23 protein-coding genes and 1 pseudogene are annotated in these 26,217 nt (G+C 75.4%); 8 read left to right on the top strand and 16 right to left on the bottom strand.

Going from position 1 to position 26,217, the window contains the following annotated elements; translation table 11 throughout:
* Nucleotides 1-22 precede the first annotated feature (22 nt).
* Nucleotides 23-175, top strand: coding sequence for a hypothetical protein (locus FHD63_RS15895; RefSeq protein WP_158296699.1), 153 nt, complete (start codon nucleotides 23-25; stop codon nucleotides 173-175).
* An 84-nt stretch (nucleotides 176-259) separates the two neighbouring features.
* Here the strand turns inward: FHD63_RS15895 and FHD63_RS03915 are convergent.
* Together FHD63_RS03915 and rpsO are read right to left on the bottom strand one after the other, a co-directional pair.
* Nucleotides 260-2,744: pseudogene (locus FHD63_RS03915) on the bottom strand (polyribonucleotide nucleotidyltransferase).
* Between the two features lie 139 nt (nucleotides 2,745-2,883).
* The gene (gene rpsO / locus FHD63_RS03910) at nucleotides 2,884-3,153 is read right to left on the bottom strand and encodes a 30S ribosomal protein S15 (RefSeq protein ID WP_139720296.1); all 270 of its coding nucleotides are present in this window, start codon (nucleotides 3,151-3,153) and stop codon (nucleotides 2,884-2,886) included.
* Between the two features lie 128 nt (nucleotides 3,154-3,281).
* Between rpsO and FHD63_RS03905 the strand changes: the two genes are divergently transcribed.
* Both FHD63_RS03905 and FHD63_RS03900 read left to right on the top strand, forming a co-directional pair.
* A complete protein-coding gene (locus FHD63_RS03905; protein WP_139720294.1) occupies nucleotides 3,282-4,277 on the top strand; it encodes a DNA topoisomerase IB in 996 nt (331 codons plus the stop codon).
* Entirely contained in the window at nucleotides 4,274-5,008 is a 735-nt protein-coding gene (locus FHD63_RS03900; protein WP_139720292.1) for a PIG-L deacetylase family protein, read from the top strand. Before FHD63_RS03905 ends, FHD63_RS03900 begins: the two co-directional genes overlap by 4 nt.
* Before the next feature lie 139 nt (nucleotides 5,009-5,147).
* On the opposite strand, the gene FHD63_RS03895 is transcribed toward FHD63_RS03900, so the two are convergent.
* From FHD63_RS03895 to mreC, 7 genes are all read right to left on the bottom strand, one after another.
* Complete coding sequence (locus FHD63_RS03895) at nucleotides 5,148-6,080, bottom strand: hypothetical protein (RefSeq protein WP_139720290.1); 933 nt, start codon at nucleotides 6,078-6,080, stop codon at nucleotides 5,148-5,150.
* A 240-nt stretch (nucleotides 6,081-6,320) separates the two neighbouring features.
* Nucleotides 6,321-7,157: an Fpg/Nei family DNA glycosylase gene (locus FHD63_RS03890; protein WP_139720288.1), complete on the bottom strand. Its 837-nt coding sequence runs from the start codon at nucleotides 7,155-7,157 to the stop codon at nucleotides 6,321-6,323.
* A 70-nt stretch (nucleotides 7,158-7,227) separates the two neighbouring features.
* Nucleotides 7,228-10,014 carry a phosphoenolpyruvate carboxylase gene (ppc, locus tag FHD63_RS03885; protein WP_139720286.1) on the bottom strand — a complete coding sequence of 929 codons (2,787 nt, stop codon included), beginning with the start codon at nucleotides 10,012-10,014 and terminating at the stop codon, nucleotides 7,228-7,230.
* Between the two features lie 10 nt (nucleotides 10,015-10,024).
* On the bottom strand, nucleotides 10,025-10,561 hold the full coding sequence (locus tag FHD63_RS03880; RefSeq protein ID WP_139720284.1) for a GNAT family N-acetyltransferase: 537 nt from the start codon (nucleotides 10,559-10,561) through the stop codon (nucleotides 10,025-10,027).
* A complete protein-coding gene (gene mrdA, locus FHD63_RS03875; RefSeq protein WP_139720281.1) occupies nucleotides 10,558-12,645 on the bottom strand; it encodes a penicillin-binding protein 2 in 2,088 nt (695 codons plus the stop codon). Before mrdA ends, FHD63_RS03880 begins: the two co-directional genes overlap by 4 nt.
* Nucleotides 12,618-13,103 (bottom strand): rod shape-determining protein MreD, encoded by a 486-nt coding sequence (gene mreD / locus FHD63_RS03870; RefSeq protein WP_139720278.1) that lies wholly within the window; start codon nucleotides 13,101-13,103, stop codon nucleotides 12,618-12,620. The genes mrdA and mreD overlap by 28 nt, the downstream gene beginning before the upstream one ends.
* Complete coding sequence (mreC, locus tag FHD63_RS03865) at nucleotides 13,100-13,693, bottom strand: rod shape-determining protein MreC (RefSeq protein ID WP_139720276.1); 594 nt, start codon at nucleotides 13,691-13,693, stop codon at nucleotides 13,100-13,102. The genes mreD and mreC overlap by 4 nt, the downstream gene beginning before the upstream one ends.
* A gap of 28 nt (nucleotides 13,694-13,721) precedes the next feature.
* Here mreC and FHD63_RS03860 point away from each other — a divergent pair, with 28 nt between their 5' ends.
* Entirely contained in the window at nucleotides 13,722-13,940 is a 219-nt protein-coding gene (locus FHD63_RS03860; RefSeq protein WP_139720274.1) for a hypothetical protein, read from the top strand.
* Here FHD63_RS03860 and mreB read toward each other — a convergent pair.
* From mreB to FHD63_RS03835, 5 genes are read right to left on the bottom strand one after another with little or no spacing between them, the layout of a single operon-like run.
* On the bottom strand, nucleotides 13,904-14,953 hold the full coding sequence (gene mreB / locus FHD63_RS03855) for a rod shape-determining protein (RefSeq protein ID WP_139720272.1): 1,050 nt from the start codon (nucleotides 14,951-14,953) through the stop codon (nucleotides 13,904-13,906). The genes FHD63_RS03860 and mreB overlap by 37 nt on opposite strands.
* Nucleotides 14,954-14,972: 19 nt before the next feature.
* Nucleotides 14,973-17,546 (bottom strand): CHAT domain-containing protein, encoded by a 2,574-nt coding sequence (locus FHD63_RS03850; RefSeq protein ID WP_139720271.1) that lies wholly within the window; start codon nucleotides 17,544-17,546, stop codon nucleotides 14,973-14,975.
* A 7-nt stretch (nucleotides 17,547-17,553) separates the two neighbouring features.
* Complete coding sequence (locus FHD63_RS03845) at nucleotides 17,554-18,045, bottom strand: hypothetical protein (protein WP_139720269.1); 492 nt, start codon at nucleotides 18,043-18,045, stop codon at nucleotides 17,554-17,556.
* Nucleotides 18,042-18,650 (bottom strand): RNA polymerase sigma factor, encoded by a 609-nt coding sequence (locus FHD63_RS03840; RefSeq protein WP_139720268.1) that lies wholly within the window; start codon nucleotides 18,648-18,650, stop codon nucleotides 18,042-18,044. Before FHD63_RS03840 ends, FHD63_RS03845 begins: the two co-directional genes overlap by 4 nt.
* Entirely contained in the window at nucleotides 18,650-20,338 is a 1,689-nt protein-coding gene (locus FHD63_RS03835; RefSeq protein WP_139720266.1) for a S8 family serine peptidase, read from the bottom strand. Before FHD63_RS03835 ends, FHD63_RS03840 begins: the two co-directional genes overlap by 1 nt.
* A 168-nt stretch (nucleotides 20,339-20,506) precedes the next feature.
* Between FHD63_RS03835 and FHD63_RS03830 the strand changes: the two genes are divergently transcribed.
* The 4 genes from FHD63_RS03830 to FHD63_RS03815 all read left to right on the top strand — a co-directional run bounded on the left by FHD63_RS03830 (nucleotide 20,507) and on the right by FHD63_RS03815 (nucleotide 24,900).
* Nucleotides 20,507-21,823: a chymotrypsin family serine protease gene (locus FHD63_RS03830; RefSeq protein ID WP_139720264.1), complete on the top strand. Its 1,317-nt coding sequence runs from the start codon at nucleotides 20,507-20,509 to the stop codon at nucleotides 21,821-21,823.
* Nucleotides 21,820-22,716, top strand: coding sequence for a phosphotransferase family protein (locus FHD63_RS03825; RefSeq protein WP_058891732.1), 897 nt, complete (start codon nucleotides 21,820-21,822; stop codon nucleotides 22,714-22,716). Before FHD63_RS03830 ends, FHD63_RS03825 begins: the two co-directional genes overlap by 4 nt.
* Complete coding sequence (locus FHD63_RS03820) at nucleotides 22,713-23,609, top strand: T3SS effector HopA1 family protein (protein WP_139720263.1); 897 nt, start codon at nucleotides 22,713-22,715, stop codon at nucleotides 23,607-23,609. The genes FHD63_RS03825 and FHD63_RS03820 overlap by 4 nt, the downstream gene beginning before the upstream one ends.
* A 367-nt stretch (nucleotides 23,610-23,976) precedes the next feature.
* Entirely contained in the window at nucleotides 23,977-24,900 is a 924-nt protein-coding gene (locus FHD63_RS03815) for a lanthionine synthetase LanC family protein (protein WP_158296698.1), read from the top strand.
* Between the two features lie 4 nt (nucleotides 24,901-24,904).
* On the opposite strand, the gene ndk is transcribed toward FHD63_RS03815, so the two are convergent.
* Nucleotides 24,905-25,348, bottom strand: coding sequence for a nucleoside-diphosphate kinase (ndk, locus tag FHD63_RS03810; protein WP_139720259.1), 444 nt, complete (start codon nucleotides 25,346-25,348; stop codon nucleotides 24,905-24,907).
* 36 nt (nucleotides 25,349-25,384) lie between these two features.
* Nucleotides 25,385-26,215: an undecaprenyl-diphosphate phosphatase gene (locus FHD63_RS03805; RefSeq protein ID WP_139720258.1), complete on the bottom strand. Its 831-nt coding sequence runs from the start codon at nucleotides 26,213-26,215 to the stop codon at nucleotides 25,385-25,387.
* Nucleotides 26,216-26,217 lie beyond the last annotated feature (2 nt).

Here is a 26,217-nt window from a genome sequence, read left to right as displayed (position 1 = left end):
GACCTTGCAGGAGGTGGCTCCCATGGCGACAGTTCGACCGCTGCGGACGGCGCGACCGACCCGGGCCCTCACGTGGGTCCCGGTGACGGACGCGGCCGGTCGCACCCGGATGGAGATGCGCTGGCACGTCGGCGCCCCGGCGCCCCAGATCCGGCGCCGCGCCCAGGTCGCCTGACCTGGCGCGACGCCGCGACGACGCCGAAGGGCGGGCCCTCTCGGGCCCGCCCTTCGTCATGCGCGGTGTGCTCCGCGGGTCTGCTCAGCCCTCGGTCGAGCCGGAGCCGTTGTCGCCACCCTCGCTGCCGTTGCTGCCGCGACCGCGGCCTCCACGACGGCGACGCTGACGACGCGGCCGGTCGCCGCCCTCCTGCTCGGAGCCGGACTCCTCGGAGTCCACGTCGGCGTCGGCGCCCTCGGGCGCCTCCGGGACCTCGGTCACGGCGGCCGGCGCGTCCGGGACCTCGGTCACCGGGGCGGCGGTGTCGACGTCCGGCTCGGCGGACGGCTCCGGAGCCGACGCGGGGGCCGCGGGCTGCTCCTCGGCGACGACCGCGGCGAGCGAGAGCTTGCCGCGCGGGTCGATCTCCTTGAGCTCGACCTGGACCTTCTGGCCCACCCCGAGCACGTCCTCGACCGCGTCGATGCGCTTGCCGCCCACCAGCTTGCGGATCTCGGAGATGTGCAGCAGGCCGTCCTTGCCGGGCAGCAGGGAGATGAACGCCCCGAAGGTCGTGGTCTTGACCACGGTCCCGAGGAAGCGCTCGCCGATCTCCGGCATCTGCGGGTTGGCGATGGCGTTGACCGCCGCCCGGGCCGCCTCGGCCGACGGGCCGTCGGTCGCGCCGATGTAGACGGTGCCGTCGTCCTCGATGGAGATGTCGGCGCCGGTGTCCTCCTGGATCTGGTTGATCATCTTGCCCTTCGGGCCGATGACCTCACCGATCTTGTCCACGGGGACGCGCACCGAGATGACCCGCGGTGCGTACGGGCTCATCTCGTCGGGGGCGTCGATCGCCTCGTTCATGACGTCCAGGATGTGCATCCGGGCGTCCCGGGCCTGGGTCAGCGCGCTCCCGAGCACGTCGGCGGGGATGCCGTCGAGCTTGGTGTCGAGCTGGATCGCGGTGACGAACTCCCGCGTGCCGGCCACCTTGAAGTCCATGTCGCCGAAGGCGTCCTCGGCACCGAGGATGTCGGTGAGCGCGGCATACCGCGTCGAACCCTCGACCTCGGCCGAGACCAGGCCCATCGCGATGCCCGCCACCGGCGCACGCAGCGGCACCCCGGCGTTGAGCAGCGACATCGTGGACGCGCACACCGAGCCCATCGAGGTCGAGCCGTTGGAGCCCAGGGCCTCGGAGACCTGACGGATGGCGTAGGGGAACTCCTCACGCGTCGGCAGCACCGGCATGAGCGCCCGCTCGGCCAGCGCACCGTGGCCGATCTCGCGGCGCTTCGGGGAGCCCACGCGACCGGTCTCACCGGTGGAGAACGGCGGGAAGTTGTAGTTGTGCATGTAGCGCTTGCGGGCCACCGGGGGAGAGGGTGTCCAGCTGCTGCTCCATGCGCAGCATGTTCAGCGTGGTGACACCCATGATCTGGGTCTCGCCACGCTCGAAGATGGCCGAGCCGTGGGCCCGCGGGATGACCTCGACCTCGGCCGACAGGGCGCGGATGTCCTTGAGCCCACGGCCGTCGATGCGGACCTCATCGCGCAGGATGCGCTCGCGGATGAGCTTCTTCTGCACGGCGCGGTAGGCCGCCGAGAGCTCCTTCTCGCGCCCGGCGTAGGCGGCGCCCGACTCGGGCTCGGAGCCGGCCAGCTGGGCCATCATCCCGGCCTTGATCTCGTCGATCCGGTCGTCGCGCTCGGCCTTGCCGGCGATCTGCAGGGCCGAGGTGAGGTCGGCCGTGGTGGCCTCCTCGACGGCGGCGTAGGCGTCGTCCTCGTAGTCGAGGAAGCGCGGGAACTCCTGGACCTCCTTGGCGGAGTTCGCGGCCAGCTCGGCCTGCGCCTCGCAGAGGGCCTTGATGAACGTCTTGGACTCCTCGAGGCCCTGGGCCACGACGTCCTCGGTCGGGGCCTGCTTGCCCTCGGACTTCACCAGGTCCCAGGTGGCCTCGGTGGACTCCGCCTCGACCATCATGATCGCCACGTCGCCGCCCTCGACGACGCGTCCGGCCACGACCATGTCGAAGGTCGAGCGCGCGGCGTCGGAGAAGGCGGGGAAGGCGACCCACTGGCCGTCGATGAGGGAGATGCGGACGCTGCCGATGGGGCCGCTGAAGGGCAGACCCGAGATCTGCGTGGACGCGGACGCCGCGTTGATGGCCAGCACGTCGTACTGCTGGTCGGGGTCGAGGGACAGCACCGTGATGACGACCTGGACCTCGTTGCGCAGACCCTTGGCGAAGGTCGGGCGCAGCGGACGGTCGATGAGCCGGCAGGTGAGGATGGCGTCCGTGGACGGGCGACCCTCACGGCGGAAGAAGCTGCCCGGGATCTTGCCCAGGGCGTACATCTTCTCCTCGACGTCCACCGTCAGCGGGAAGAAGTCGAAGTGGTCCTTGGGGTGCTTGCCGGCCGTCGTGGTCGACAGCAGCATGGTCTCGTCGTCGAGGTAGGCGGTGACGGAGCCGCCGGCCTGCTTGGCCAGGCGCCCGGTCTCGAACCGGACGGTGCGGGTGCCGAAGCTGCCGTTGTCGATCGTGGCTTCGGCGAACGTGATCTCTGGACCCTCCATGGGCCCTCCTTTTCTCTTCACTCTCAGCGCGACGGGCATCGTCGTTGTGCCCGACGGTCCTGCAGTCGGGGGCGCTGATGAGCGACCCCCTGACGCACGGAGAGCGGTCCCCTCACGGGAACCGCTCTCGGTGCGAAACTCAGCGGCGCAGGCCGAGTCGCTTGATCAGCGACCGGTAGCGCTCGACGTCGATGTCCTCGAGGTAGCGCAGCAGGCGCTTGCGCTTGCCCACGAGCAGCAGCAGCCCGCGGCGGCTGTGGTGGTCGTGCTTGTGCTCGCGGGCGTGCTCGGTGAGCTCGCGGATGCGGGCGGTCAGCAGCGCGACCTGCACCTCGGGCGAACCGGTGTCGCCCTCGGTCGTGGCGTACTCCTTGATGATGTCCTGCTTGGTGGCAGTCTCGATCGCCATGGGCGACTCCTTCGTGTTGTTGCGCGGCGCCAACCCGGGCCTGTTCACCGGGGCACTCTCGATCCGCGGCCGTCATGACGGCACCGTTCAGACTATCAGCGCCCGCCCGGGCACCCTAATCTGTGCGCATGCTCCGCCTGCGCACCGTCTCCCCCGCCTCGCCCGGCTGGACGCGCCGGCGCGCTGGGCGCGGCTTCACCTACCTCGACTCCCGGGGGCAGCGGCTGCCGGCCGAGGAGGTCGACCGGGTCCGGGCCCTGGCCATCCCGCCGGCGTGGAAGGACGTCTGGATCTGCCCGCACCCCCGGGGGCACCTGCAGGCGGTCGGCACCGACGACGCCGGTCGGCGGCAGTACCTCTACCACCCCGCCTGGCGCGAGCAGCGGGACAAGCTCAAGTTCGAGCGCGTCCTCGGAGCCGCCGCCCGGCTCCCGGCGGCACGGCGCCGGATCGCCCGTGACCTCGCGCTGGAGGGTATGCCGGTGCAGCGCGCCGAGGCGGTGGCCGTGCGCCTCATCGACCTGGGCTACTTCCGCATCGGCAGCGACGTCTACACCGACGCGCACGGCAGCTTCGGCCTGACGACGCTGGAGCGACGGCACGTGCGGGCCCGCGGCGAGGTCCTGCTCTTCTCCTTCGTCGGCAAGTCGGGGGTGGAGCACAAGATCCAGATCGACGACCGCGACGTCATCGCCGCCCTGGACCGGATGCGTCGGCGACGCTCGGGAGACCGGTTGCTGGCCTACCAGGAGGGGCGGCGCTGGATCGACCTGGACGCCGCGGCGGTCAACGCCTACCTCGACGAGCTGCTGGGCGGGCAGCTGACGGCCAAGGACTTCCGCACCTGGCACGCCACGGTCCTCGCCGCGACCTCCCTCGCGCTGACGGAGGAGCCGGGCGACACCCAGGCCTCGCGACGCCGGGCGGTGCGGGCCGCGGTCGAGGAGGTGTCGGCATACCTCGGCAACACCCCGACGATCGCCCGCAACTCCTACATCGACCCCCGGGTCATCGACCTCTACGAGGCGGGGACGACGATCGGCGAGGTCGCCCGGCGACGCCACCGCTCCCCGGCGGCGAGGACGCGCGACCTGGAGCGGGCCGTGCTAGAGATGCTGTCATGAGCCTCACGACCTTCCCCCACGACTGGCAGCGGGCGCTGTGCATCGTCGCCCACCCCGACGACCTGGAGTACGGCACGGCGGCCGCCGTGGCGCGGTGGACCGCCGAGGGCAAGGACGTCACCTACCTGCTCGTCACCCGCGGCGAGGCGGGCATCGCCACGATGCCTCCGGACGAGGCCGGGCCGCTGCGCGAGCAGGAGGAGCGGGACGGCGCCCGCGAGGTCGGCGTGGACGAGGTGCGCTTCCTCGAGGGCTTCTCCGACGGCGTGGTGGAGGCGGACCTGCGGCTGCGCCGTGAGCTGGCCCGGGCGATCCGCGACGTCCGGCCCGAGGTCGTGACGACCATCACCCACGCCGAGACCTTCCCCAACGGTGGCCTCAACCAGGCCGACCACCGGGCCGTCGGGCTCGGCGTCATCGACGCGGTCGCCGCCGCGGGCAACCGGTGGATCTTCCCCGAGCTGGTCACCGAGGGGCACGAGCCCTGGGACGGCGTGCGGTGGATCACCTCCTCCGCGGGGCACTCCCCCACGCACGAGGTCGACGTCACCGACACCTTCGAGCGTGGGGTCGCCTCGCTCGAGGCCCACCGCGAGTACCTCTCCGCGCTCGGTGACGACTACCCCTCCCCCCGGGAGCTGCTCGGCATGATCCTCGGCGACCCCGACAGCGCCGGCGACGACGGCACGCCCACCCGCTACCGCTGGGCCGCGCAGGTCTGGGAGCGCTGAGCCGGCCCGCCCGGACCGGCTCCCGACCCTGCCCGTCCCGACCCAGCGCCGGCCTGAGCAGAGAAAGGTGCCCGACGCAGGCGCTGCATGCCCCGCTTCAGGCACCTTTCTCTGCGCAGGTCCGGAGGGGCAGTGAGCCTCACGCCGGGTGGCGCAGGGCCGCCCGCTGCAGGGCCTCCCGGATCCTGGCCCGCACGAGCGCGGGCCTGGCCAGGTCTGCCCAGGTGATCCGCACGACCTCGTAGCCCAGCTCCCTGAGCCGGTCCTCGCGCCGCTTCTCGGCCACGAGCACCTCCCGGTCGTCGTACTTCACCCGTCCGTCGAACTCGAGCAGGACGTCCGTGCCCTCGACCCGGAAGTCCGACCGCGCCACCAGCCAGCCGTCGGCGTCACGGATCTCCACCTGGCACTCGACGCCGATGCCGAGCAGGTGCAGCAGCCACGCCGTCCGCGACTCCCCGGCGCTCTCTCTGCGTCCGTCGGCCAGCCCCGCCACGAGGCGTGCCGCGGGCCGGTCGCGTCGCAGGCAGGACAGCCCGACCAGGGCCGCCAGCTCCTCCGGCGTGGCGACCCCCGCCCGCAGGGCCGAGTCGGCCGCGACCAGCCCGCACTCCGCACCACGGACGACCGCTTCCTGGAGGCAGGCGAGACCGGGCCGGACCAGCGGCGTCCCGTCCAGCTCGGTGACCTGGTCGACGGGCACGGGGGCGTGCACCCACAGACCGCCGGACCGGTGCCCGCGACCGCAGCCCACCCGGCTCGCGTGGACCTCGTCGTCGACGCCGTACACGTCCAGGTGGTGCACCGCCAGCGCGCTGCGGTGGCTGAGGGCGACCTGCCCGCGCCCGGTGCCGAGGGACGGCAGCGACGAGGCGACCGCCAGCGCCCGCACGCGGTGACGCTCCCACGGAGGCGAGGACTCCCATACCTGCCGGTCGACGAGGACTTCCCGGCGCAGGCGCAGCAGGACCCCCGCGGCGACCTGGTTCCGGATGACCGGGTCCGACACCCCGGCGCGGTGCAGGTCCGCCGTCGTCACGCCGTCGGGATGCGCGTGCAGCAGCCGATCCACCCGCTCATCTCTCCGACCGGTCCCCATGTGTCCCAGCCTGCCGTGCCGCCACACCCGGGCCCGGGTTTGTCCACAGGTACCACGCCCGCGGGGTGGAGCTGAGCAGAGAAGGGTGGACCGACGCAGGCCTGAGCAGAGAACGGCACGCGAGGCAGGCGTCGCAGCACCTGCCGCAGGCGCTCTTCTCTGCTCAGGCTCGGGTATGCCGGTCTGCTCAGCCGCGGGTACGCCTGCGGGCGGTCAGGCGCGGCGCTGGCAGTTGCCGCACCAGAAGAGGTTGCGGCCGGCGACGACCTTGTGGCGGACGACCGAGCCGCAGCGCAGGCAGGGCAGCCCGGTGCGCTGGTAGACCGCGAACTCCCGGGGCACCGCGGGCTCCTCCCCCCGGCCCAGGGCCGCGGCGGTGTCCTCCAGCACGTCGTCCAGCGTGATGATCGTGCCCGTGCGCACCCCGTAGGGCATGAGCCGCACCAGGTCGTCCCACACCAGCTGCCAGGACGCGCGCTTGAGGGAGCGCCCCGGCCGCAGCGGGTGCAGCCGGTGGCGCCACAGCACCTCGCAGCGGTAGATGTTGCCGACGCCCGCGAGCACGGTCTGGTCCATGAGCAGCTCGGCCACGGTCTTGCCCGAGTGCACGATCCTGCGGTATGCCGCGTCCGGGTCGTTGAGGTCGCTCACCGGCTGCAGCGGGTCCGGTCCCTGCCGGGCCACGAGGCGGTCGACCTCGGCCTCGTCGACGACCTCGCAGGCCATGGGCCCGCGCAGGTCGGCGACGCGGGTCTGCGAGAGCAGCCGCAGCCGCACCTGCCCGACGGCGGGCGGCTCGACCCCCGGCGGCTCGACCGGAGCCACGAACCACTTGCCGATGAGCCCGAGGTGCACGTAGAGCGTGCGGCCGCCGGCGAAGTCGACGAAGAGCAGCTTGCCGTGCGCCCACGCGCGCTCCAGCTCCGCGCCGTCCAGCTCGGCAGCCCCCTCGGCGAAGCGCCCCTGGGGGCTGCTCACCTCGGGCACGCCGCCGCCGAAGGCGTCGTCGAGCGAGCGCGCCAGCCGGTGCAGCGTGTGACCCTCGGGCATGGGCTGATGCTCTCAGGTGGTGCCGGGGCGCCGACACCCAGCCCGGCCGGGCGGCGGGGCGGGGAGCGCCTCAGCCGGTGTTGCGGAGCCCGGCCGCCACCCCGTTGACGGTGACCAGCAGCGCCCGCTGCAGCTCGTCCACCTCCTCGTCGGAGGCCGGACCGCCCCCGTCCTCGGTCGCCGGCCGCTCGCGCAACCGGCGCAGCAGCTCGACCTGGAGGTAGGAGATGGGGTCGAGGTAGTTGTCGCGCACGGCGAGCGTGCGCTTGAGCACCGGCTGGTCGTCCAGGAGGTGCTCCTCGCCGGTGAGCCGCTTGAGCTCGCCCACCGTCAGCTCGAACTCGGCCCGGATGGTGTCGAAGACGTGCCGCAGCGGCGCCGGCACGAGCGTGTGCACGTAGTGGGCCGCGATGTCGAGGTCGGTCTTGGCCACGGTCATCTCGACGTTGGAGATGACCGAGCGGAAGAAGTGCCAGTGCTCCAGCATCTGCGTGAGCTCGGCCTCGTGGCCCGCCTCCCGCGCGGCCCGCAGCCCGGACCCCACCCCGAACCACCCGGGGACGATCTGCCGCGTCTGCGTCCAGCCGAAGACCCACGGGATGGCCCGCAGCCCGTCCAGCCCCTTGCCGGTGTCGGGCCGCTTGCTGGGCCGCGACCCGATGTTGAGGGCACCGAGCTGGTCGACGGGCGTCGCCGCGACGAAGTAGGCCGGGAGGTCCTCGTCGTCGATGAGCCGGCGGTATGCCGCGAAGGCGGCGTCGCTGGCGACGTCCATCACCGCGCCGTAGCGGGTCCGCTCCTCGGCGGTCGTGCGCGGGTCGCGGTGCAGGGCCGAGGCGCGCAGCACCGCCGCCAGCGACAGCTCGAGGTTCTCCTGGGCCAGCGCCGGCAGCGAGTACTTGTCCGAGATGACCTCGCCCTGCTCGGTGAACTTGATCTCCCCCTCGAGCACGCCGTTGGGCTGGGCGAGGATCGCGTCGTAGGTCGGCCCGCCGCCCCGCCCGACCGACCCGCCCCGGCCGTGGAAGAGCCGCAGGCGCACCCCGTGCCGGGCGGCGACGTCGCGCAGCGCGCGCTGCGCCTGGTGGATCCCCCACTGGCTGGTGAGCACGCCGGCCTGCTTGTTGGAGTCGGAGTAGCCGAGCATGACCTCCTGCACGTCCCCGCGCAGGCGCACCAGCTCCCGGTAGGCCGGGGCCGACAGCATCGCGTCGACGAGCCCGGCCGCGCCCCGCAGCTCGTCGATGGTCTCCAGGAGCGGGGCGAAGCCGATGCGCGCGAAGGCGCCCTCACCACCGGTGTCCCCGTGCAGGTCGACGAGCCCGGCCTCCCGGGCCAGCACCGCCGCGGCGAGCACGTCGTCCGGCCCCTGGGTCATGGAGATGATGTAGGTCTCCACGACGTCCGGCCCGTAGGTCGCGAGCGCCTCGCGGATCTCGTCGAAGACCGCCAGCGTCTGCTCGCGCGGGGCGGCGCGGGTCAGCAGGGGACGGCGCGAACCCAGCTCCTCGGTGAGCAGGGCGAGCCGCTCGTCCCGGCCGAGCGCGGCATACCCTCCCTCGCCGGTGGCGCCGGCCGCGTCGAGCATCGGCGCCAGCGCCTCGTGGTGCTTCTCCGAGTGCTCCCGCACGTCGAGGGTCGCCAGGTGCAGGCCGGTGGAGGCGATCGTCCGGGTGGCGTGCGCCAGCCGGCCGTCGGCGACGAGGTCGCCCCCGTGCCGACGCAGCGAGTCGGCGACCACCCGCAGGTCGGCGAGGATCTCCCCGACCTCGGCGTAGTCCCGCCCGTCCTCGTGCGCGGTCCCCGCCTCGAACCGGCGACGGGTGTTGAGCAGCTTGGCCCGCACGCAGGTGAGCTTGAGCCGGTAGGGCTCCTGCGCGTTGAGCTCCAGCACCCGCTTGTCCAGGCCCGGGAGGTGCGCGAGGTCCTCGCGCACCGACGCCATGAGCTCCTCCTCCACGTCGACCACGACGGTCGAGGAGGACAGCTGGGAGATGAGCAGGTCGACCAGGGTGAGCGCCACCTTGACGGCGTGGGTGCCCTGCAGGCGGAGCACCTCGCGAGTCACGGCGGGCGTGACGTAGGGGTTGCCGTCGCGGTCGCCGCCGATCCAGCTCCCGAAGCGGACCGGGGTCCGGCCGGCGGGCAGCCGGACGTCGTGCTCGGCCAGGAGGTCGGCGAGGTGCCCGAGCAGGGCGGGCATGGTGGTGGTGAGCACCTCGTCGAGGTAGTACATCGCGTTGCGCGCCTCGTCCAGCGGCGTCGGGCGGTTCTGCCGCAGCTCGTCGGTCTGCCAGATGAGGTCGACGAGCTCGCCGAGGTCGCGGTCCTGGCGGCGGCGGGCCAGGGTCTCCGGCTCGGTCGGCGTCGCGAGCAGGTCCGACAGGTGGCGGATCTTGGTGAGCACGCTGCGCCGGGACGCCTCGGTCGGGTGGGCGGTGAACACCGGGCGCACGTCGAGCTCGGCGACGCTGTCGGCGAGCAGCTGCGGCCCGCCCGCGTCGACGACGTCCCGGACGGCGGAGGTGAGCCAGCCCTCCCCCTCCGGGCGGGCGGCGTGGGTGCGGACGCGGTGGACCTGCTCGGCGGCGTTCGCGAGGTGGAAGTAGGCCGAGAACGCCCGCACCAGCTCGGTCGCCTCGCCCAGGGGCAGCTCGGCGAGCACCTGACGGACCTGCGCGGCGGCCTCCTCGTCGCCCTCCTTGCTCGCCTTGGTGGCCAGGCGCACCCGTTCGACGGCGTCGAGCAGGTCCTCCCCGTGGTGGCGGACGAGGGACTGGCCCAGGAGGGTGGAGACGCGCCGGACGTCGGCGCGCAGCTCGGGGCTGATCGGGTCGGTGGAGGTCGGCTCGCTCACGAGGTCGACCCTACGGCAACCGGGGCGCTCCCTCCGCACCGATCCCGGGCTCGTCGACGTCCTCGCGCAGGGCCAGCTCGAACCAGTCGCACCCGTGCCACCGGCCGAACTTGCGGCCCACCCGGGTGAACGCCCCGACCTGACGGAAGCCGAGCGACCGGTGCAGCGCGGCGCTGGCGGGGTTCGGCGGGGTGGTGCCGGCGACCGCGGTGCCGTAGCCGAGCGCGCGCAGCCGGTCCAGCAGGGCGGTGTAGAGCGGGCGCCCGAGCCCCTGCCCGCCGGCGTCCTGGGCGAGGTAGATGCTCGTCTCGGCGGTGCGTGAGTAGGCGCTGCGGGCGCGGTAGGCGCCGGCGTAGGCGTACCCGAGGACGACCCCGTCGCGCTCGGTGACGAGCCACGCGTGCGCCCGCTGCGCGACGGCGATGCGGCGGGCGAGCTCCTCGGCCCCCGGCGGCTCGGTCTCGAAGGTCACCGAGGTGCCGGTGACGTAGGGCGCGTAGATCGCCGCGCACCGGCCGGCGTCCTCGGGGCGGGCGTCGCGGATCACGGCTGCACCTCGCGCAGGGTCTCCCAGATCTGACGCACCGCCGGGGCGGCGGTGTCCGACCCGATGCCCCCCTCCTCGACGACGACGAGCACGACGTACTCGGGCTCGTCGGCCGGGCCGTAGGAGGCGAACCAGGAGGTCGCCTGGCGACCGAAGGACTCCGCCGACCCCGTCTTGCCGGCCAGGGGGTAGTCGTCGGTCGGCCACCCGGCGAAGGCCGCCGCACCGGTCCCCTCGGTGACGACCCCCTCCAGCCCGTCCCGCACGATCCGCCACGTGTCCTCGTCGAGCGAGACGCGACCCTGGTCCGGGGCCTCGATCCGCTCCACCACGGTGCCGTCCGGGCGGACGAGGGCCTCCGCCACCTGCGGCGTCACCAGCCGTCCCCCGTTGGCCACGGCGGCGTAGACCACCGCCATCTGCAGCGGGGTCGTCGCGACGTCGCCCTGGCCGATGGAGAAGTTCACCGCGTCGCCGGGGCGCCAGCGGGCCCCGTCGACGCAGTTCTCCTGCGCCAGCTGTTCGAGGAACTCGCGCCGCTCCTCGTCCGCCACCTCCGGGTAGCCCTCCTCGGCCCGTCGGCAGACGTCCTCGCGGGTGCTCTCCCAGTAGTCCTGCTTCCACTGCCGCGAGGGCAGGGTGCCCGCCTCCTCGCCCGGCACGTCCACCCCGGTGCGCTGACCGAGGCCGAACCCGCGCGCGACCGCGAGGAAGCGGTCGCGCGCGTCGGCGTCCGCGCCGGCGTCCTGCAGGTCGCGCCACTGGTCGTAGGCCCAGCGGTAGAAGGTCGTGTCGCAGGAGACCTCGAGGATCCGGCGCAGCCCGATCTCGCCGTAGGCCTCGGACTCGTAGTTGGTGAACCGCTGCCCGGCGATGGACACCGCGCCGGGGCAGGAGTACTCCCCCTCCGGGTCGATCCCGGTCTGCAGCGCCGCGGGGAGGGTGACGACCTTGAACGTCGAGGCCGGTGGGTAGGTCTCCCCGACCACCCGGTTGACCAAGGGTGCGCCGCGGTCGGCGTCGAGCAGCCGGGCGTACTCCCCGGCGCTCACCCCGCGGCTCCAGACGCCCGGGTCGTAGGTGGGGAAGCTCGCGGCCGCCAGCACCGCCCCGGTGTCGGGGCGCATCACGACGGCGGCGCCGCTGGTCGCCGGGGCGCCCGCGCGTCGCGCGGCCCGCACGGCCTCCACCAGGGCCCGCTCGCTGGCCGCCTGCACCCGGACGTCGAGGTGGGTGCGCAGGTCGGCCCCCTGCACGGGGTCGGTCTGCTCGAGCGTGCCGGTGACCACCCCCCGCGGGTCGACGGTGAGGGTGGTGCGCCCCGGTATGCCGCGCAGGCCCTCGTCGTAGACCGCCTCCAGCCCCGCGCGGCCCAGCCACGCCTGCGCGTCGAGCCCGTCCTCGGAGGCCTCGACCTCCTCCTGCGTCGGCCGACCCAGGTAGCCCACGAGGTGGGCCGCGTTGACCCCGTCGGGCGCAGGGTAGTCACGGACCGGGATGCTCTGCACCTCGATCCCGGGGTAGTCCTCGGGTCGCTCGAGCAGGGCGAGGGCGTCCACCGGGTCGACGTCGTAGACGAGGGGGACGGGGAGGTAGGGAGACCCCGAGAAGCAGAACGGCACCGGTGGCGCCCCCTCCGTGCCGCACAGGCGGGTGCGGCCCCACAGCTCGTCCTGCGGGCGGCGCAGGGCGTCGGCCACCGAGGCCACGAGGTCGGCGCCCCCGTCGTCCGCCTCGAGCAGCACCTGGGGGTCCACCGTGACCACCGAGCTCGCCGCGTTGGCGACGACGGGCGTGCCGTCGGCCGCCAGCACGCGGCCCCGCAGCGCCGGCGTGAGGATCTCCCGCGTGCTCACCTCCGCCGCCTGCACCGCCAGCTCCTCGTGCTGCCCGAGCTGCATCTGCCCGAGCCGTCCGGCGAGCAGCCCGCCGAGGGCGAGCACGGCCACGAGCACGACCCACAGGGCTCCGGTGGAGCGGCGGCGCCGGACCCGCCGGGGCGTCAGCGCGGGCCGGGGGACCCGGGTGGCCGGCCGGCCCCGCCCGGCGGCCGCGGTCATGCCCACCCCCGCCGGGTCATCCACCGCTCGAGCCGCATGACCACGGGCAGCACGAGCACGGCCACGAGCATCGTCATGGCCAGCGTCCAGGCCAGCTCGGCCGGCAGGGCCCGGCCGGCGCCGGCCGCGGCGGCCACGCCGCGGACGCCCAGCACGAGGGCCGCCGCCACCCCGGTCGCGACCCACGGGAGCACCGGCGAGAGGACGAGGTGGCGGCGGACCGCGCCCAGCCCCAGCCCCACGGCGGCGTAGACGAGCGCACCCGCGCCCAGGGGCGCGGCCCCGGGCGGCACGACGTCCACGAGCCACCCCCCGGCCAGCCCGACCAGGAGACCCACCGGGGGCGGGTGCAGCAGCGCCACCCCCGCCACGACGAGCAGCACGAGGTCCGGCCGGGCCAGACCGGCGGGCCAGGCGCTCGGCAGCAGCACCGCGACCAGCAGCAGCACCCCGCGGACGACGGGACCCAGCAGGCGGATCATCCGTCCTCCCTCAGGACCACCGCGACGAGGTCGAGGGTGTCGGTGTCCACGAAGGGCTCCACGACGGCCGTGCGCCCGAGCTGGCCGCGGTCCGGGTCGACGGAGACGACGGTCCCCAGGGGTATGCCGGCGGCGTAGGGGACGTCGTCCGGGCTGCCCAGCGTCCTGACCCGGGCGCCGACCTCGATCTGCGTGTCGCCCAGCGCGGTGAGCGTGAGCTGGCCGTGCCCGCGCGGCGGCAGGCCCGGCACCGGGTCGGCCTGGACGTCACCGAGCGCCCCGTCCTCGCCGAACCGCACGCCCACGACCACCTGCGGGTCGCCGAGCAGCAGGACGTCGGCACTGGTCGGCGCCACCCGCAGCACCCGCCCGACGAGCCCCTCGACGGCGACGACGGTCTGGTCGGGTCGGACACCGTCCTCGCTCCCGACGTCGAGGGTGACCGTCCGGCCCCCCACCGGGGAGCTGCCGGACGCGACCGCCACCACCCGCGCCGGGAGCAGGGTCCGGTCCACCACGGCGGCGGTGCTCGAGCGGGCCAGCTGCTCCAGCTCGGTGGCGTCCCGGGCCTGGGCGCGGAGCCGGTCCACCTCGGCGGCGAGCGCGTCGCGCTCGGCGGTGAGCTCGGCGACCTGGCCGTCGTCCCAGGGCGAGCACCCGCTGCGCGGGGGCGAGGGCCGTGGCGACGGCGGAGCGGGCCGGGGCGGCGAGGCCGGGCCGGGCCAGGTCGACCACCAGCACCGCGGCGGTGGTGGCGACCAGGACGAGAGCGAGGAGGGTGGTGCGGGAGGGCATACCGGTCACCCCGGGACGACGGGCTGGCGGGTCAGCACCTGACGCAGCGCCTTCATGTCGTCGACGCAGATGCCCGCCCCCCGGATGACGGCGTGCTGGGGGTCCTGCGCGAGGCGGACGGGCACCCCGAGCTCGTGCCGCAGGCGCTCGGTCCAGCCGCGGAGCAGGGCCCCGCCCCCGGTCAGGGTGATTCCGGTGTCGAGCAGGTCGCCGGAGAGCTCCGGGGGGCAGACGTCCAGGACGGCGCGCACCGCCTCGACCACCTGGGCCGTCACCGGTTCGATCATCCGGCGCACCTCCTCGCTGCCCAGCTCGATCGTGCGGGGCAGCCCCGAGCCGAGGTCCCGGCCGCGCACCCGGGTCGTGCGCTCGGTCGCCAACGGCCAGACGGCGCCCACCTGGTGCTTGATGTGCTCCGCGGACCGCTCTCCCAGCAGGAGGTCGTGCCCCTCCCGCACCCCCCGGGCCACGGCCTCGTCCACCTCGTCGCCCCCGACCCGCAGGCTGCGCGCGTTGACGACCCCGCCCAGGCTGATGACGGCGACGTCCGTGGTGCCCCCGCCCAGGTCGACCACCATGCTGGCGGCCGCGCTGTCGACCGGCAGCCCGGCCCCGATCGCCGCGGCCATGGCCTCCTCGAGGACGAGGACGCGCCGCGCGCCGCACCGCATCGCCGCGTCCTCCAGCGCCCGGCGCTCGACCGCGGTGACCCCGCTGGGCACGCAGACCACGGTGCGCGGGCGGACCAGCCGGGTGGGCCGCACCCGCTCGACGAAGTGACGCAGCAGCTGCTCGGTCACCTCCGCGTCGGTGATGACCCCGTCCGAGAGGGGTCGCATCGTCAGCACCCGCTCGGGGGTGCGCCCCAGCATCTCGTGGGCCTTGGCCCCGGCCGCGACGAGGCGGCCGGTGGCCGTGTCGACGGCCACGAGGGTCGGCTCGTCCAGGACGACGCCCCGTCCCTGCACGTGCACCTGCGTCGTCGCCGTGCCCAGGTCGATCGCGAGGTCGCGCCCGAGCAGGGTGGACCCTCGGGGGACGCGCGCAGTGCTCACCCCGGCATCGTACGCAGCGTCACCGCTGGGCCGGGGTGGCGCTCCAGGGGGCTCCCCACGCCACGAACGCCCCCGCGAGCGGGTGGGCCCCGGCGGCCGCCCCGCTGAGCGCCTCGTCGGCGGGCAGCCCGCCGGCGAGCAGCTCGTGGTACCGCGGCAGGTGGTCGGCCGCCACCTCGTCAGGGATCCGGCAGGGTGCCGCCACGACGCTCTCCACCCCGAGCCAGAGCAGCCCGGCCGCCAGCCCGAGCGCCGCCGAGCCGCCACGGTGCCGTGACCGGCCGGAGTCGCAGGCCGAGAGGACGACGTGCGAGGCCCGCCGCGGCTGCCGCTCCAGGTCCGCCAGGAAGTAGGGGCCGTCGGCCAGCCACAGCGAGGAGAACATCGGGCTGTCGTCCCGGTGCCGCCCGTGCGCGGCGACGTGGACCACGTCGTGCCGTCCGAGCGCCGCCGCCAGCTCCGCGGCGGTGGTCTCGTGGTGCGCCCACCCCTGCGGCCACACCGCCGCCACGCGGTCCACCTCGTCCGGGGCGCGACCCAGCTCCGGCCCGGCGAGGGCGGCCACCGTCGGCGCGGCCACCTCGGTGCCGCCCCGGGCCCAGCCGCTGACGCTCGGGGCGACCGGGGTCGGCTGGCCGCGCCGGCTGGGCAGCAGGCCCCACGGCACCGAGGCGAGCGCCGGCGTGGGCACGACGAGCACGCGGCCCTCCAGCCGCAGCGGCCGGACCACCCGGTCGTCGAGGGCCCGGGCCGAGTGCTGCAGGGAGCGCTGCAGCGTCGTCTCCATCGGCCCCCCGCAGGCCCGCGCGCCGGTCTCGAGGTCGGCGGCGAGGACCCGCGCCTCCTCCAGGGCCGGGGACAGGGGTCCGAGGTCGACGGTGCGCAGACGACGGGCGGTCCCGGCCACCGCGAGCAGGCGGTCCTGCGACTCGACGAGGTAGAGCACGGACGTCTCCCGCTCAGCCAGGCGCGCGAGGGACCGGGCGAGGTCCTCCCGGGTGACCATCCCCCGGGGGCCGCCCTGACCCGGGGCGGACCACGACAGGGCGGCGACGGAGCGCTCCAGCTCCCGCACCCGGGCCCGCATCCGGTGGGCACGGTCGAGGTCCTCGCGCACCTGGTGCCGCAGGTGGCGCAGCACCGTCGTGCGTCGGGCCAGCTCGGGGTCCGCCGGCGGAAGGACGGCGGGTGACCTGCTGGCCGCCTCGCGCCAGCGCTCCACCGCGAGCAGCGTCTCGCGCGGGGCGTCCGGCGCGACGGCCAGGTCGAGCCGGGCCAGGTCCTGCGCGTGGAGGTGGGTGGCGGCCCGCAGCTCCAGGCTCGAGCTGCCGGCGAGGGTCTCGGTGAGGTCGGCCAGGGCCGCCCGCAGGTGACGGCGGGCCGTCGGGGCGTCGTCGGCGTCCCGGGCCGCGCAGGCCAGCACCCCGCGCGCCCGGAGCCGGGTGCTCAGCGACCCGACGTGGGTGAGGTCGGCGGTGGCGCGCAGCAGCCGGACCGCCTCGGCCGTCCGCCCTCGGTCGACCTCGGCCTCCGCGACGACGAGCCGCGCCAGGTCCGCGGCGACGTGGTCGCCGTCGGCGTCGAAGGCCTCCACGAGCGCCCGCCCGCGCCGCGCGACGTCGCCGAGGCGCTCGCCGCGCCGCCGGCGGGCGTCGAGCAGCACCAGCTCCGCGCGCCGCCGCAGGCCGGGGGCACGGTGCTGCAGGAGCCGCCTCGCCCGGGCCGCCCCCTCGGCCGCCTCCTCGTGCCGCCCCTCGACGAGCTCGGCCAGGGCGAGGTCGCCCTGGATCTCCCCCGCGACCAGGCGCTGCCCGGTGCCCTCGGCCTCCGCGGCGGCCCGCAGGAGCAGGTCGCGCGCCTCGTCGACGAGACCGGCGTCGAGCAGCGTCCGGGACCGCCCGTGGAGGGCCACGGCGCGCGACGCCCCGCTGCCCAGCCGCTCGATGTCGCGGTACAGCCGCAGGGCCCGGGGCAGGTCACCGGACAGGGCGACCGTCTGCGCCAGGTTGTGCCGGGCCATGAACTCCTGCACCGGCAGGTCGTGCTCGCGGGCGATGCTCGCCGCCTGCGCGAAGTCGGGCTCGGCGCTCGAGGGGTCGGGACCGTCGACGCGGACCGCCCCCCGGGACAGCAGGAGCTCGAAGCGGTCGGCCGGGCCCAGCTGGTCGACCCAGGTCAGGGCCTGCTCGAGGTGCTCCAGGGCGGTGCCCGTCTGACCGGTCCGCCCGTTGATCATCGCCAGCTGCAGCCGGCACTTGGCGAGCAGGACCACCCGCACGTCGGGTTCCAGGCCCTCGGCCAGCTCGAGCGCGCGACCGGCCGCCTCCAGGGCACTGTCGGCCCCGTGCCGCTGCACGAGCGAGGTGCTCAACGACAGCAGCAGCCGCACCTCGGCCTCGGCGGCCCCGGCGTCGCCGTCGGCGTCGACCACCGACTCCATGCCCGGCACCCGGTCGGGCCGCTGCTCGTGGAGCATCCGCAGGGCGCGCCGCAGCAGCCGCTCCCCCTCCGCCGGCCGGCCCTCGACGTTGGCCGACCGGCCCTGGAGGAAGAGGGACCCGACCGAGGCCGGGGCGGCCGTTGCCCGCGGCATCCCTGCCTCAGAGGGTGAAGGTCGGGGTGATGACCGTCCGGCCCCCGGGCGGGCGGACCACGAGATAGGCCGGGCCGCAGTCGACGGAGGCCAGCACGAAGCGTCCGTCGACCACCGGCACCCGCTCGGAGCGCCCGTCGGGCCGCGCGAGCTCGATCTCGTCGACGTCGCAGGTGAGCCACCCATCCACCCGCGCCGTCGCGTCGCGCTCGGCGGTCACCGTCACCATGATGCTCACGCTGTCCGTGCTGAAGGTCACCGTGGTGGCCTGGTCCGGCTCGTCGTCGTCGGCCCGCGTCAGTGCCAGGGGTGACCGGGTCAGCTCGGCCACCTCCGCGTGCAGCGCCCGGACCGTCAGGGCGAAGGCGATGCGATCGGTGAGCCCGGCCGGGCACGGGTCCAGCCGGGTGACGGTCTCCCGCAGCTCGGTGAGCACGGCGACGTCGCCCCCGTCCCACCGGTCGGCCCCGAGGCCCTCCCGCTCGTGGTCGTCGGTCATGGTCCTGCCCACCTCTCGTCGGCGGCGAGCGAGCGCCGCAGCTTGTCCAGGCACCGCCCACGGGTCGGGCCGATGCTCCCCCGGGGCATGTCCAGCGCCGCCGAGATCTCGTCGTAGTCGGGTCGGTCGCAGAAGGCGACGATGCGCAGCAGCCTCCGGCACCGCTCGGGGAGCCCCTGCACGGCGGACCACAGGGTCTGCTGCCGCTCGGTGAGGACCGCCAGCGCCTCGGGGCCGGGGTCGGCCCCACCCGGGTCCACGGTGCCCGTCGGGTCGTACTGGGTGCGCCGGGCCAGCTTGGCCGTGCGCCAGCTCTCCCGCTTGACGGACACCACCAGCCAGCCCAGCACCGCCTCGCTCTCCCGGATGTCCCGCGCCCGCTCGACCAGCCGGATCCACACGTCCTGGACGACGTCCTCGGCGACGTCGCGGTCGCAGCCGTGGGCCCGGGCGACGTTCCACAGCAACGGGGTCACCAGGTCGACCAGCTCGCCCAGCGCCTGGTCCTGCCCCTCGCGGTAGCGGTGGAAGCAGGCACCGGCCTGCTCGCCGAGGGAGGGCCGGTCCCGTCTGGTCCGGACGTCGGGGTCGTCGTCGGTCAGCATCACTCCTCCTTCACGAGGCGCCGCAAGGCGCCGGCGGCCCGCCGGCGCATGTCCGGGACCGCGTCCTTCCCGTCGTCCTCCGCCCGCTGCGCGACCAGGTCGGCCGCCAGCTGGCCGGACAGCCACGGAGCCGCGAAGCTGGTGCCGCTCCACACCCCGAACCCGCCGCGCAGGTCGTCCGGGTCGGGCGTGGCGCGGTCGGGGCCACCGTGCGGGCCGGGGGTCCGGCGGTCGGCCTGCGCCGAGGCGTCGAAGGTCACCGGCAGGGTGCTGACGACGTTGACCCCGGGCCGGTGGGTGGTCACCCACGGTCCGGCGTTGCTGAACATCGCCACCGTGCGCCCGTCAGGGTTGAGCGCCCCGACGCACACCAGCGGCACCGGCTGGTCCTCCTCCAGGGCGGTCCCCGGCCCGACCGCCCAGCCGCCGGGGTACATCGGCGTGGTCGTGGCCTGGTTGCCGGCCGCGGCGACCACGCCGACACCGGCCCGGCCGAAGAGGTCCAGCAGGCGGCGCACCGGGTGGTCCGACACCTCGCCGTCCTGGTGGTAGAACCCCAGCGACAGGTTGAGCACGTCGACGACGCCCCCGGCCTCGTCGAACTCCGTGCGCCCCCGCTCCTGGTGGATGAGGTGGAGCACGAGCAGCACGGCCAGCGTGCGGGTGACGTCCTGCTCGGCGGCCAGCCCCGCCGAGTCCAGCACCGGGAGCGCCACGATCCGGGCGCCCGCGGCGGCCTGGCGCACGACCCCGGCCACGAAGGTCCCGTGCCCGGACAGGGAGTCCAGGGCGCCGGTCAGCTCGTCGTCGACGCCGGTGCCCTCCGGCCACGGCGTCGGACGACCGCCCGGCAGGATCGGCCAGCCCAGCAGCGAGCGCCGCTGCTGGGCGAGGTCGGACCCGGTGAACCACGGGTGCTCGCCGAGACCGGTGTCTGGGACCACGACGACGGGGGCACGACGGCCGGGGCCGGGTCGGGTCGGGTCGGGCAGGGCCAGCTGGACGGGAGCGCGGTCGGGCGCGATGCCCGGGACCCCGGTCTGGCCGCCCCAGTAGAGACCCCCGCCCTGGCCGCCCCAGTAGAGACCCCCGCCCTGGCCGCCCCAGTAGAGACCCCCGCCCCCGGGCAGCACCAGGTGCTCCAGGTCCACGTCCTGCAGCCCCGCGGCCCGCGCGGCCAGCAGCAGCGACCACGGGTCGGGCTCCTGCACCTGCGCGTCGGGCACGACGTAGACGCGCGAGGCGTAACCGGCGTCCACCTCCGCCACGCTCACCGAGCCCACCCGCAGCCCCGGGTCCAGGCGGGTCACGGGGTCGTCGGGGTCCATCGGCCCGCCGCGGACCTCCTCGAAGCCCTTCCCGGCCCCGGGCTCGGCCCCGGACTCGACCGCGAGCAGCAGCCACCGCCCGAAGGCCTCGTCGGCGGCGTCGGGGCGCAGGGTCACGGCATACCCGGCCTCGCGCAGCACCCGCTGCAGCTCGTCGACGCGGTCGGCCGCGGAGACCCCCAGCAGCCCGGCGACGAGCAGCCGGGTGTTCAGGTATGCCGTCGCCGACGGGGCGGGCAGCCGCGTACCGCTGCGCGGGTCCTCCTCCCGGGGCGCCGTCGCCGGGTCGAGCACGCGCGCGTCGTGGCGGCGGAGCAGGGAGCCGGGCAGGTGCAGGTCGACGGGCTCGACGTCGGGCATGGGGCCTCCTCGTGCCGGCTGGTCCCTGCGGGCCCAGCCTAGGGGTCAGGTGGCGTAGAGAGAACCCCTAGCGCCCGCAGATACACCGGATCGTGACGTATCTGCGTGCCGATGGGTCCCTCTGGACCCCCGTGGTGCCGTCCGGCACCCCGAGACCAGGAGGTAGCCATGGAGCACGACGCGGTAGCCGCCGCACGCATCCGTCCGACCAAGGAGCAGGTCGAGGACGACCTGCTCGCCCTCGACGGGGTCGTCGGCGTGGACATCGGCGAGAAGATCAGCGACGGCAAGCCCACCGGTGAGCTGAGCATCGTCGTCTACGTCGAGGCCAAGAAGTCGCCCTCCCGGGTCCCGAAGGGACAGCAGGTACCCGCCGAGGTGGGAGGGGTCCCCACCGACGTGCAGGAGTTGGTCATCGAGCTGCAGGGCGGACCGGGGCTCTACGCCGGCGACCCGCTGAGCGACACGAGCAAGCACACGACGATCCGGGGCGGCATCAGCATCGGTCCGGCCCGGCACCAGAACGCGGGGACGGGCGGGGCGCTGGTGCGCGACACGAGCACCGGGGCGGTCAGCCTGCTCACGAACTTCCACGTGGCCTGCGTGGACACGTCGTGGGCGGCGGGTGAGTCCGTCCTGCAGCCGGGTCGCTTCGACAGCGGTGACCCGGCGACCGACCAGGTCGGCACCCTGACGCGCGGCGTCATCTCCGAGCAGGTGGACGGGGCGGTGGTGCGTCTGGACGGCGACGAGACCTGGGCCGACGAGGTGGTCGACATCGGCGCCGTCGGCGGCAGCGCCGCCGCGGTGGTCGGGACGGCGGTCCAGAAGCGGGGCCGGACCACCGAGCACACGCACGGCGAGGTGGTGTCGGTGGACGCGACGGTGACGCTGGACTACGGCGACGGTGTCGGTATGCGGACCCTGCGCCACCAGATCTCGGTCCGGCCGGCCACCGGGGCGCCGAGGTTCTCCGACCGGGGCGACTCCGGCTCGGTCGTCATGAACGACAGCCGGCAGGTGGTCGGGCTGCTCTTCGCCGGTGCCCGGGACGGCAGCCTCACCTTCGCCAACCCCATCGCCTCGGTGCTCTCCGAGCTGGAGGTTACCCTCAATCCGCCACGGACGGTGCTGCCCCCGCCGCTGCGCTCGAGGATCACCGTGCTGTGCCCCACGCGCAGCGAGCCCTGGTGCCCCGGGGCACGGGTCACCAGGCCGTGGGTCAGCTGCCCGCCGGTGCTCCGGACCCGTCCGTTCGTCGACTGCCCGCCGGTCCGCCTCACGCGGGTGCCGGACTGCCTGCCGCCGGACAGCCGTCTCTGCCCGCCCGTCAGCCGCGTCTGCGGTGGCTGGCAGAACCCCTACGAGCAGGGCTGGGAGGAGGACCCGGGCGCCGACGCCGCCTGGTGGGCCGGCTACCACGCCGCCCTGGACCAGGTCGCCCAGGAGCTCGACGAGGCGGAGCAGGACGGGCCGCTCGCATGAGGAGCGCCCCGGCCCTGCTGGCGCAGGCGATCACGCAGGGGGTGGTCGCCTGCGCCGGCGTGCTCGACGGGGAGGTCCGGCTGGTGCCGTGCCCGCGCAGCAACCTCGTGCACCGCCTCGACGTGGACGGTGTCCCGGTGGCCTTCGTCAAGCAGCAGGGCGAGGCGACCGCGAGCGACGGGCTGGCCACCGTGGCCCAGGAGGCCGCGGTGCTCGGGGCGCTGCAGGGAGGGCCGGTGCCAGGGCTGCTGCTCGCCGACGAGGAGACGGTCTGGACCACCGCGGTCCCCGGGGCCCCGCTGCACGAGACGCTGCCCCGCGACCCGCTCGCGGTGGCGCACGCCCTGGGGCAGACCCTCGCCACCCTCCACCGTCACCCGGTGCCGACGCCGACGGCCCTGCCGCGCGCCACCCGGCCCTGGCCGTTGACCGGCCAGGCGCCGGCGAGCGTGCGCAGCGCGCCACCGGGGTCGGCGGCGGCCCTCCTAGCCGCCCAGGTGCTGGACGAGCCGGGCGAGGAGGCGCGCGTCGCGCGTGGCGCGGCGCGGCGATGGGGTCGTCGGCACCTCGTCCACGGCGACCTCTCCTCGGACAACGTCCTGGTGGCGTGGGGCCCGGCCGGTCCGGTCGCCCGTCTGGTGGACCTCGAGGACGGAGGCCTCGGTGAGCCCTCCTGGGACCTCGTGTGCGCCCTCCGGGTCCTCGACGACTGCCTCGGTCTCGAGCACGTCGACACCGCCCGCCGGGAGCTGCTGGACGCCTACGCGGCCGGTGCGGGCCCGGGGGTGGAGGACCCCGCGCTCCGGCTGGTGCACGACGTCATGGCCGACACCCGCAGCGCGCTCAGCGACCTGGTGTCCTGGGGTCACCTCCAGCAGGTGCTCGCCTCATGAGCACCGTCACCCGGGCGCTGCTGGACGCGGCGCGGGTCGCCGGCACCGGGCCCGCCCCGGCCGACGCCCGCGAGCTGGCCGACCGGCTCTACGCGCAGTGGTACGCCGCCCCGGTCACGCCCGCGCGGGACCAGGTCGGTCCGCCGCTGGCCGGGCTACTGGACGCCCGGCTGCTCGGCGTGGGCGGGTGGCGGCCGGTCACGGTCCGCCGGCTCGACCCGGGCGGGGGGCTGGTGGTCCGGGACGACACCGGGCGCCACCACGCCGTCCTGCCCGGCCGGTGGGCGCGTCCGCCGGCCTCCGGGGGGACCCCACCGACCTCGTTGCCGCCCCGGGAGGGCCAGCAGATCCTCGTGCCCCCCGTCGGCGGCCCGGTCCTCGCCGCGTCGTGGTGGCGCACGTGGTCGACGGAGTGGGTGCATCCCGTGCCCCCCGGGCCGCTGACCCGGATCTACCTCTGTCCCCGGCTGGACCACCTGGTCGATACGGTGGGTCGGGCCGTCGAGGCGCTCGTGGGGCTGCTCGGCGCCTGGCTGCTCAAGTGCGCCGTCGACGACGCGGCCCTGCTGCGGCCGGACCGGACCGTCGTCTACGTCCCCGACGAGACGGCACCGGCCGCGCTCGACGTGCTGGAGGGCGCCACCCGCGGGTGGCTCGAGCCGCACACCCCACCGCTGACGCGGGGGCACGCCCCCGGTCTCGGCTGGGCGCAGGACGACGGCGACGGCGCCAGCTTCGGGGAGAACCGGTGCGCGGCGCTGGCCCGGGGGTTGGCGGCGTGGCGGCAGGCCGGGAGCCCGCAGGACGCCGCACCGCTGGTCCGGCTGGCCCTGCGCGAGGCCGGCCTCGACGACCGGCGGCCGCACCTGCGCCGGGCGGAGCCGGCGTCGTGAGCGCGCGCCGGACCAGCCCGGTCCGAGCCGGGGACGGGGGCGGGACCGCCGACGCCGCCGGGACACGGGAGGGCGTGGAGGAGCTCGCCCGGGCGGCGACCCAGGCGGTCGTCGACGCCGCGCTGCACGACGGCGGGCGGGTCGGCTGGGTGACCTGGTCGCGCTCCGACGCCGTCAGCACCTCGTTGCAGGTCGCGGGGCCCGAGGTCTACGACGGCGACGCCGGCGTCGCCTGGGCCCTGAGCCTGCTGGCGCCGCTGCTGCCCGACCCGGAGGAGGCGCTCGGCCTCGCCCGGGCGGCCTCGCCGCACCCACGCGGGCGCCCGGCACGCCGGGCCTCCTGGACGGCGCGGCCGGGGTCGCCCTCGTGCGGGCCGCCCTCACCGGGGAACCGGCCACCGCCCCCGCTCCCGGGTCTCTCACGGGCTCCAGCGACCACCTCGACGGGTTGTCCGGGCTGCTGCTCGCGACGGTGGGCCTGGGGGCGTCGTCCCGCGAGACGGACGCCGTCGGGCGGGCGCTGCTCGACTGCGGCCGGGCCGACGGGGAGGGGTGGTGCCATCCGGGACCGACGGACGGGCAGGGTGAGGCGGCCCGGCCGCTCACCGGCCTGGCGCACGGCAGCAGCGGCGTCCTGCTCGCGCTCGCCCACTGGCTGGCGAGCGACCCGGCCCCCGCCCTGGCGAGCGCCGCGCGCGAGCGGTTCCTGCGGACCTGGCTCTGGGAGAGCGCCTGGGTCGACCGCGTGCTCGGCTGGCCGGACCTGCGGGACGACCCCCCGGCCTACCCCGTCCTGTGGTGCCACGGCGCCGCCGGGGTGACCGCGGTCCGGCTGGAGCTGGGCCGGCTCGCGGAGGCGGGCGTCGACCTCGGGGTGCCCGCGACCGCGCTGCGCAGCCAGGCGGACGCGGGGCTGCTGCTGTGCCGCGAGCAGGTGGGGCTGAGCGCCGAGGCGGCGCGTCGGCAGCTGGCGGAGGCCGGGCCGGCGTCGGTCCGGCTCGACCCCCACGACGCCGGGCTGACGCTGTGCCACGGCCTGGGCGGTCCGTTGGACGTCCTGGCGTGGGCGGCCGCGCACGGCGACACCGAGCACCTGGAGGCGACCCGCGCGGCGGTGCTGCAGGTGGCCGGGCTGCTCGGCGAGGACCCGCACCTCTGGCCGACGGGCCAGCGGACCCGCGGTGGCTACGGGCTGTTCCAGGGCCTGTCGGGCACGGCGCTCGTCCTGGCCCGGCTGGCGCGTCCGGAGCTCGGGTTGCCCTCGCCGGGGCTGTTCGGCGTCCCGGTGTGAGGGCTCAGCCCTGGGTCGGGAACCAGATGGCGATCTCCCGCTCGGCGGACTCGGGGCTGTCCGAGCCGTGGACGATGTTCTGCTGGACCTTCAGCCCCCAGTCGCGACCGTGGTCGCCGCGGATGGTGCCCGGCGCCGCGGCGGTCGGGTCGGTCGCCCCCGCCAGGGACCGGAAGCCCGGGATGCAGCCGTGGCCCTCGATGACGGCGGCGGTCACCGGCCCGGAGGACATGAACTCCAGCAGCGGCTCGTAGAACGGCTTGCCCTCGTGCTCGGCGTAGTGCGCCTCGAGCTGCTCGCGCGACGGGGTGAGGACCGCCAGCGCGGCGAGGGTGTAGCCCTTGGCCTCGATCCGGCGCAGCACCTCCCCGGACAGCCCGCGCCGGTAGCCGTCGGGCTTGACGAGGACGAGGGAGCGTTCGGTCTGGGGGGCGGTGGTGTCGGTCACGGGCACCAGGGTATGCCGTGCCGCTCCCCCTGCGGGTCAGGGCTGCAGGACCCCGGCGCCGAGCAGCCCGAAGAGCACGAGCGCCAGGACGATGCGGTAGATCATGAACGGCGTGAAGGTGTGCGTGGTGATGTAGCGCATGAACCAGGCGATGACCGCATACCCCACGAGGAAGGCGAGCAGGGTGGCCACCGCGATGGCGCCCCAGCCGGTGCCCGAGCCGATCGCGTCGCCGGTGACGACCTTGACGAGCTGCAGCCCGCCCGAGGCCAGGACCGCGGGGATGGCCAGGAGGAAGGAGTAGCGGGCCGCCGCCTCCCGGGTGAAGCCCATGAAGAGGCCACCGGCGATGGTGCCGCCGCTGCGCGAGACGCCGGGGACGAGGGCGAGCGCCTGCCACAGCCCGAAGCCCAGGCCCTGGCGCCACGTCAGCTCGGTGAGCTGGCGCTCCTGCCGGCCGACCCGCTCGGCGGCCAGGATGACCAGCGCGAAGACCAGCAGCATGGTGGCGGTGAGCCACAGGCTGCGCAGGTCGGTCTCGATCCAGTCCTGCAGGAGCAGCCCGAGGATGCCGATGGGCAGGGTGCCGAGGATGACCCACCAGCCGAGCACGGCGTCCGGGTCGTCGCGCGGGACGCGGCCGACGAGCGAGGCGGACCACGCCCGGACGATCCGCACGATGTCGCGCCAGAAGTAGAGCAGGACGGCGGCCTCGGTGCCGAGCTGGGTGATGGCGGTGAAGGCGGCGCCCGGGTCCTCCTGCCCGAGCAGCCGACCGACGATCGAGACGTGCGCGCTGGAGGAGATCGGCAGGAACTCGGTGAGCCCCTGCACGATGCCGAGGACGACGGCGCTGAACAGGTCCACGG

This window comes from Serinicoccus chungangensis (genome assembly GCF_006337125.1).
Classification (GTDB): Bacteria; Actinomycetota; Actinomycetes; order Actinomycetales; family Dermatophilaceae; genus Ornithinicoccus; species Ornithinicoccus chungangensis.
Note: the sequence above shows the minus strand (reverse complement) of the source record. Positions and strands in the feature narration are given on the sequence as shown.

Excerpts from the sequence above, each read along its gene's own strand:
- rpsO (WP_139720296.1), bottom strand. The coding sequence starts at position 3,153 with ATGGCGATCGAGACTGCCACCAAGCAGGACATCATCAAGGAGTACGCC.
- FHD63_RS03830 (WP_139720264.1), top strand. The coding sequence starts at position 20,507 with ATGGAGCACGACGCGGTAGCCGCCGCACGCATCCGTCCGACCAAGGAG.
- FHD63_RS03825 (WP_058891732.1), top strand. The coding sequence starts at position 21,820 with ATGAGGAGCGCCCCGGCCCTGCTGGCGCAGGCGATCACGCAGGGGGTG.
- FHD63_RS03835 (WP_139720266.1), bottom strand. The coding sequence starts at position 20,338 with ATGCCCGACGTCGAGCCCGTCGACCTGCACCTGCCCGGCTCCCTGCTC.
- FHD63_RS03850 (WP_139720271.1), bottom strand. The coding sequence starts at position 17,546 with ATGCCGCGGGCAACGGCCGCCCCGGCCTCGGTCGGGTCCCTCTTCCTC.
- mreD (WP_139720278.1), bottom strand. The coding sequence starts at position 13,103 with ATGATCCGCCTGCTGGGTCCCGTCGTCCGCGGGGTGCTGCTGCTGGTC.
- FHD63_RS03840 (WP_139720268.1), bottom strand. The coding sequence starts at position 18,650 with ATGCTGACCGACGACGACCCCGACGTCCGGACCAGACGGGACCGGCCC.
- FHD63_RS03890 (WP_139720288.1), bottom strand. The coding sequence starts at position 7,157 with ATGCCCGAGGGTCACACGCTGCACCGGCTGGCGCGCTCGCTCGACGAC.
- FHD63_RS15895 (WP_158296699.1), top strand. The coding sequence starts at position 23 with ATGGCGACAGTTCGACCGCTGCGGACGGCGCGACCGACCCGGGCCCTC.
- FHD63_RS03900 (WP_139720292.1), top strand. The coding sequence starts at position 4,274 with ATGAGCCTCACGACCTTCCCCCACGACTGGCAGCGGGCGCTGTGCATC.
- FHD63_RS03905 (WP_139720294.1), top strand. The coding sequence starts at position 3,282 with ATGCTCCGCCTGCGCACCGTCTCCCCCGCCTCGCCCGGCTGGACGCGC.
- FHD63_RS03820 (WP_139720263.1), top strand. The coding sequence starts at position 22,713 with ATGAGCACCGTCACCCGGGCGCTGCTGGACGCGGCGCGGGTCGCCGGC.
- FHD63_RS03845 (WP_139720269.1), bottom strand. The coding sequence starts at position 18,045 with ATGACCGACGACCACGAGCGGGAGGGCCTCGGGGCCGACCGGTGGGAC.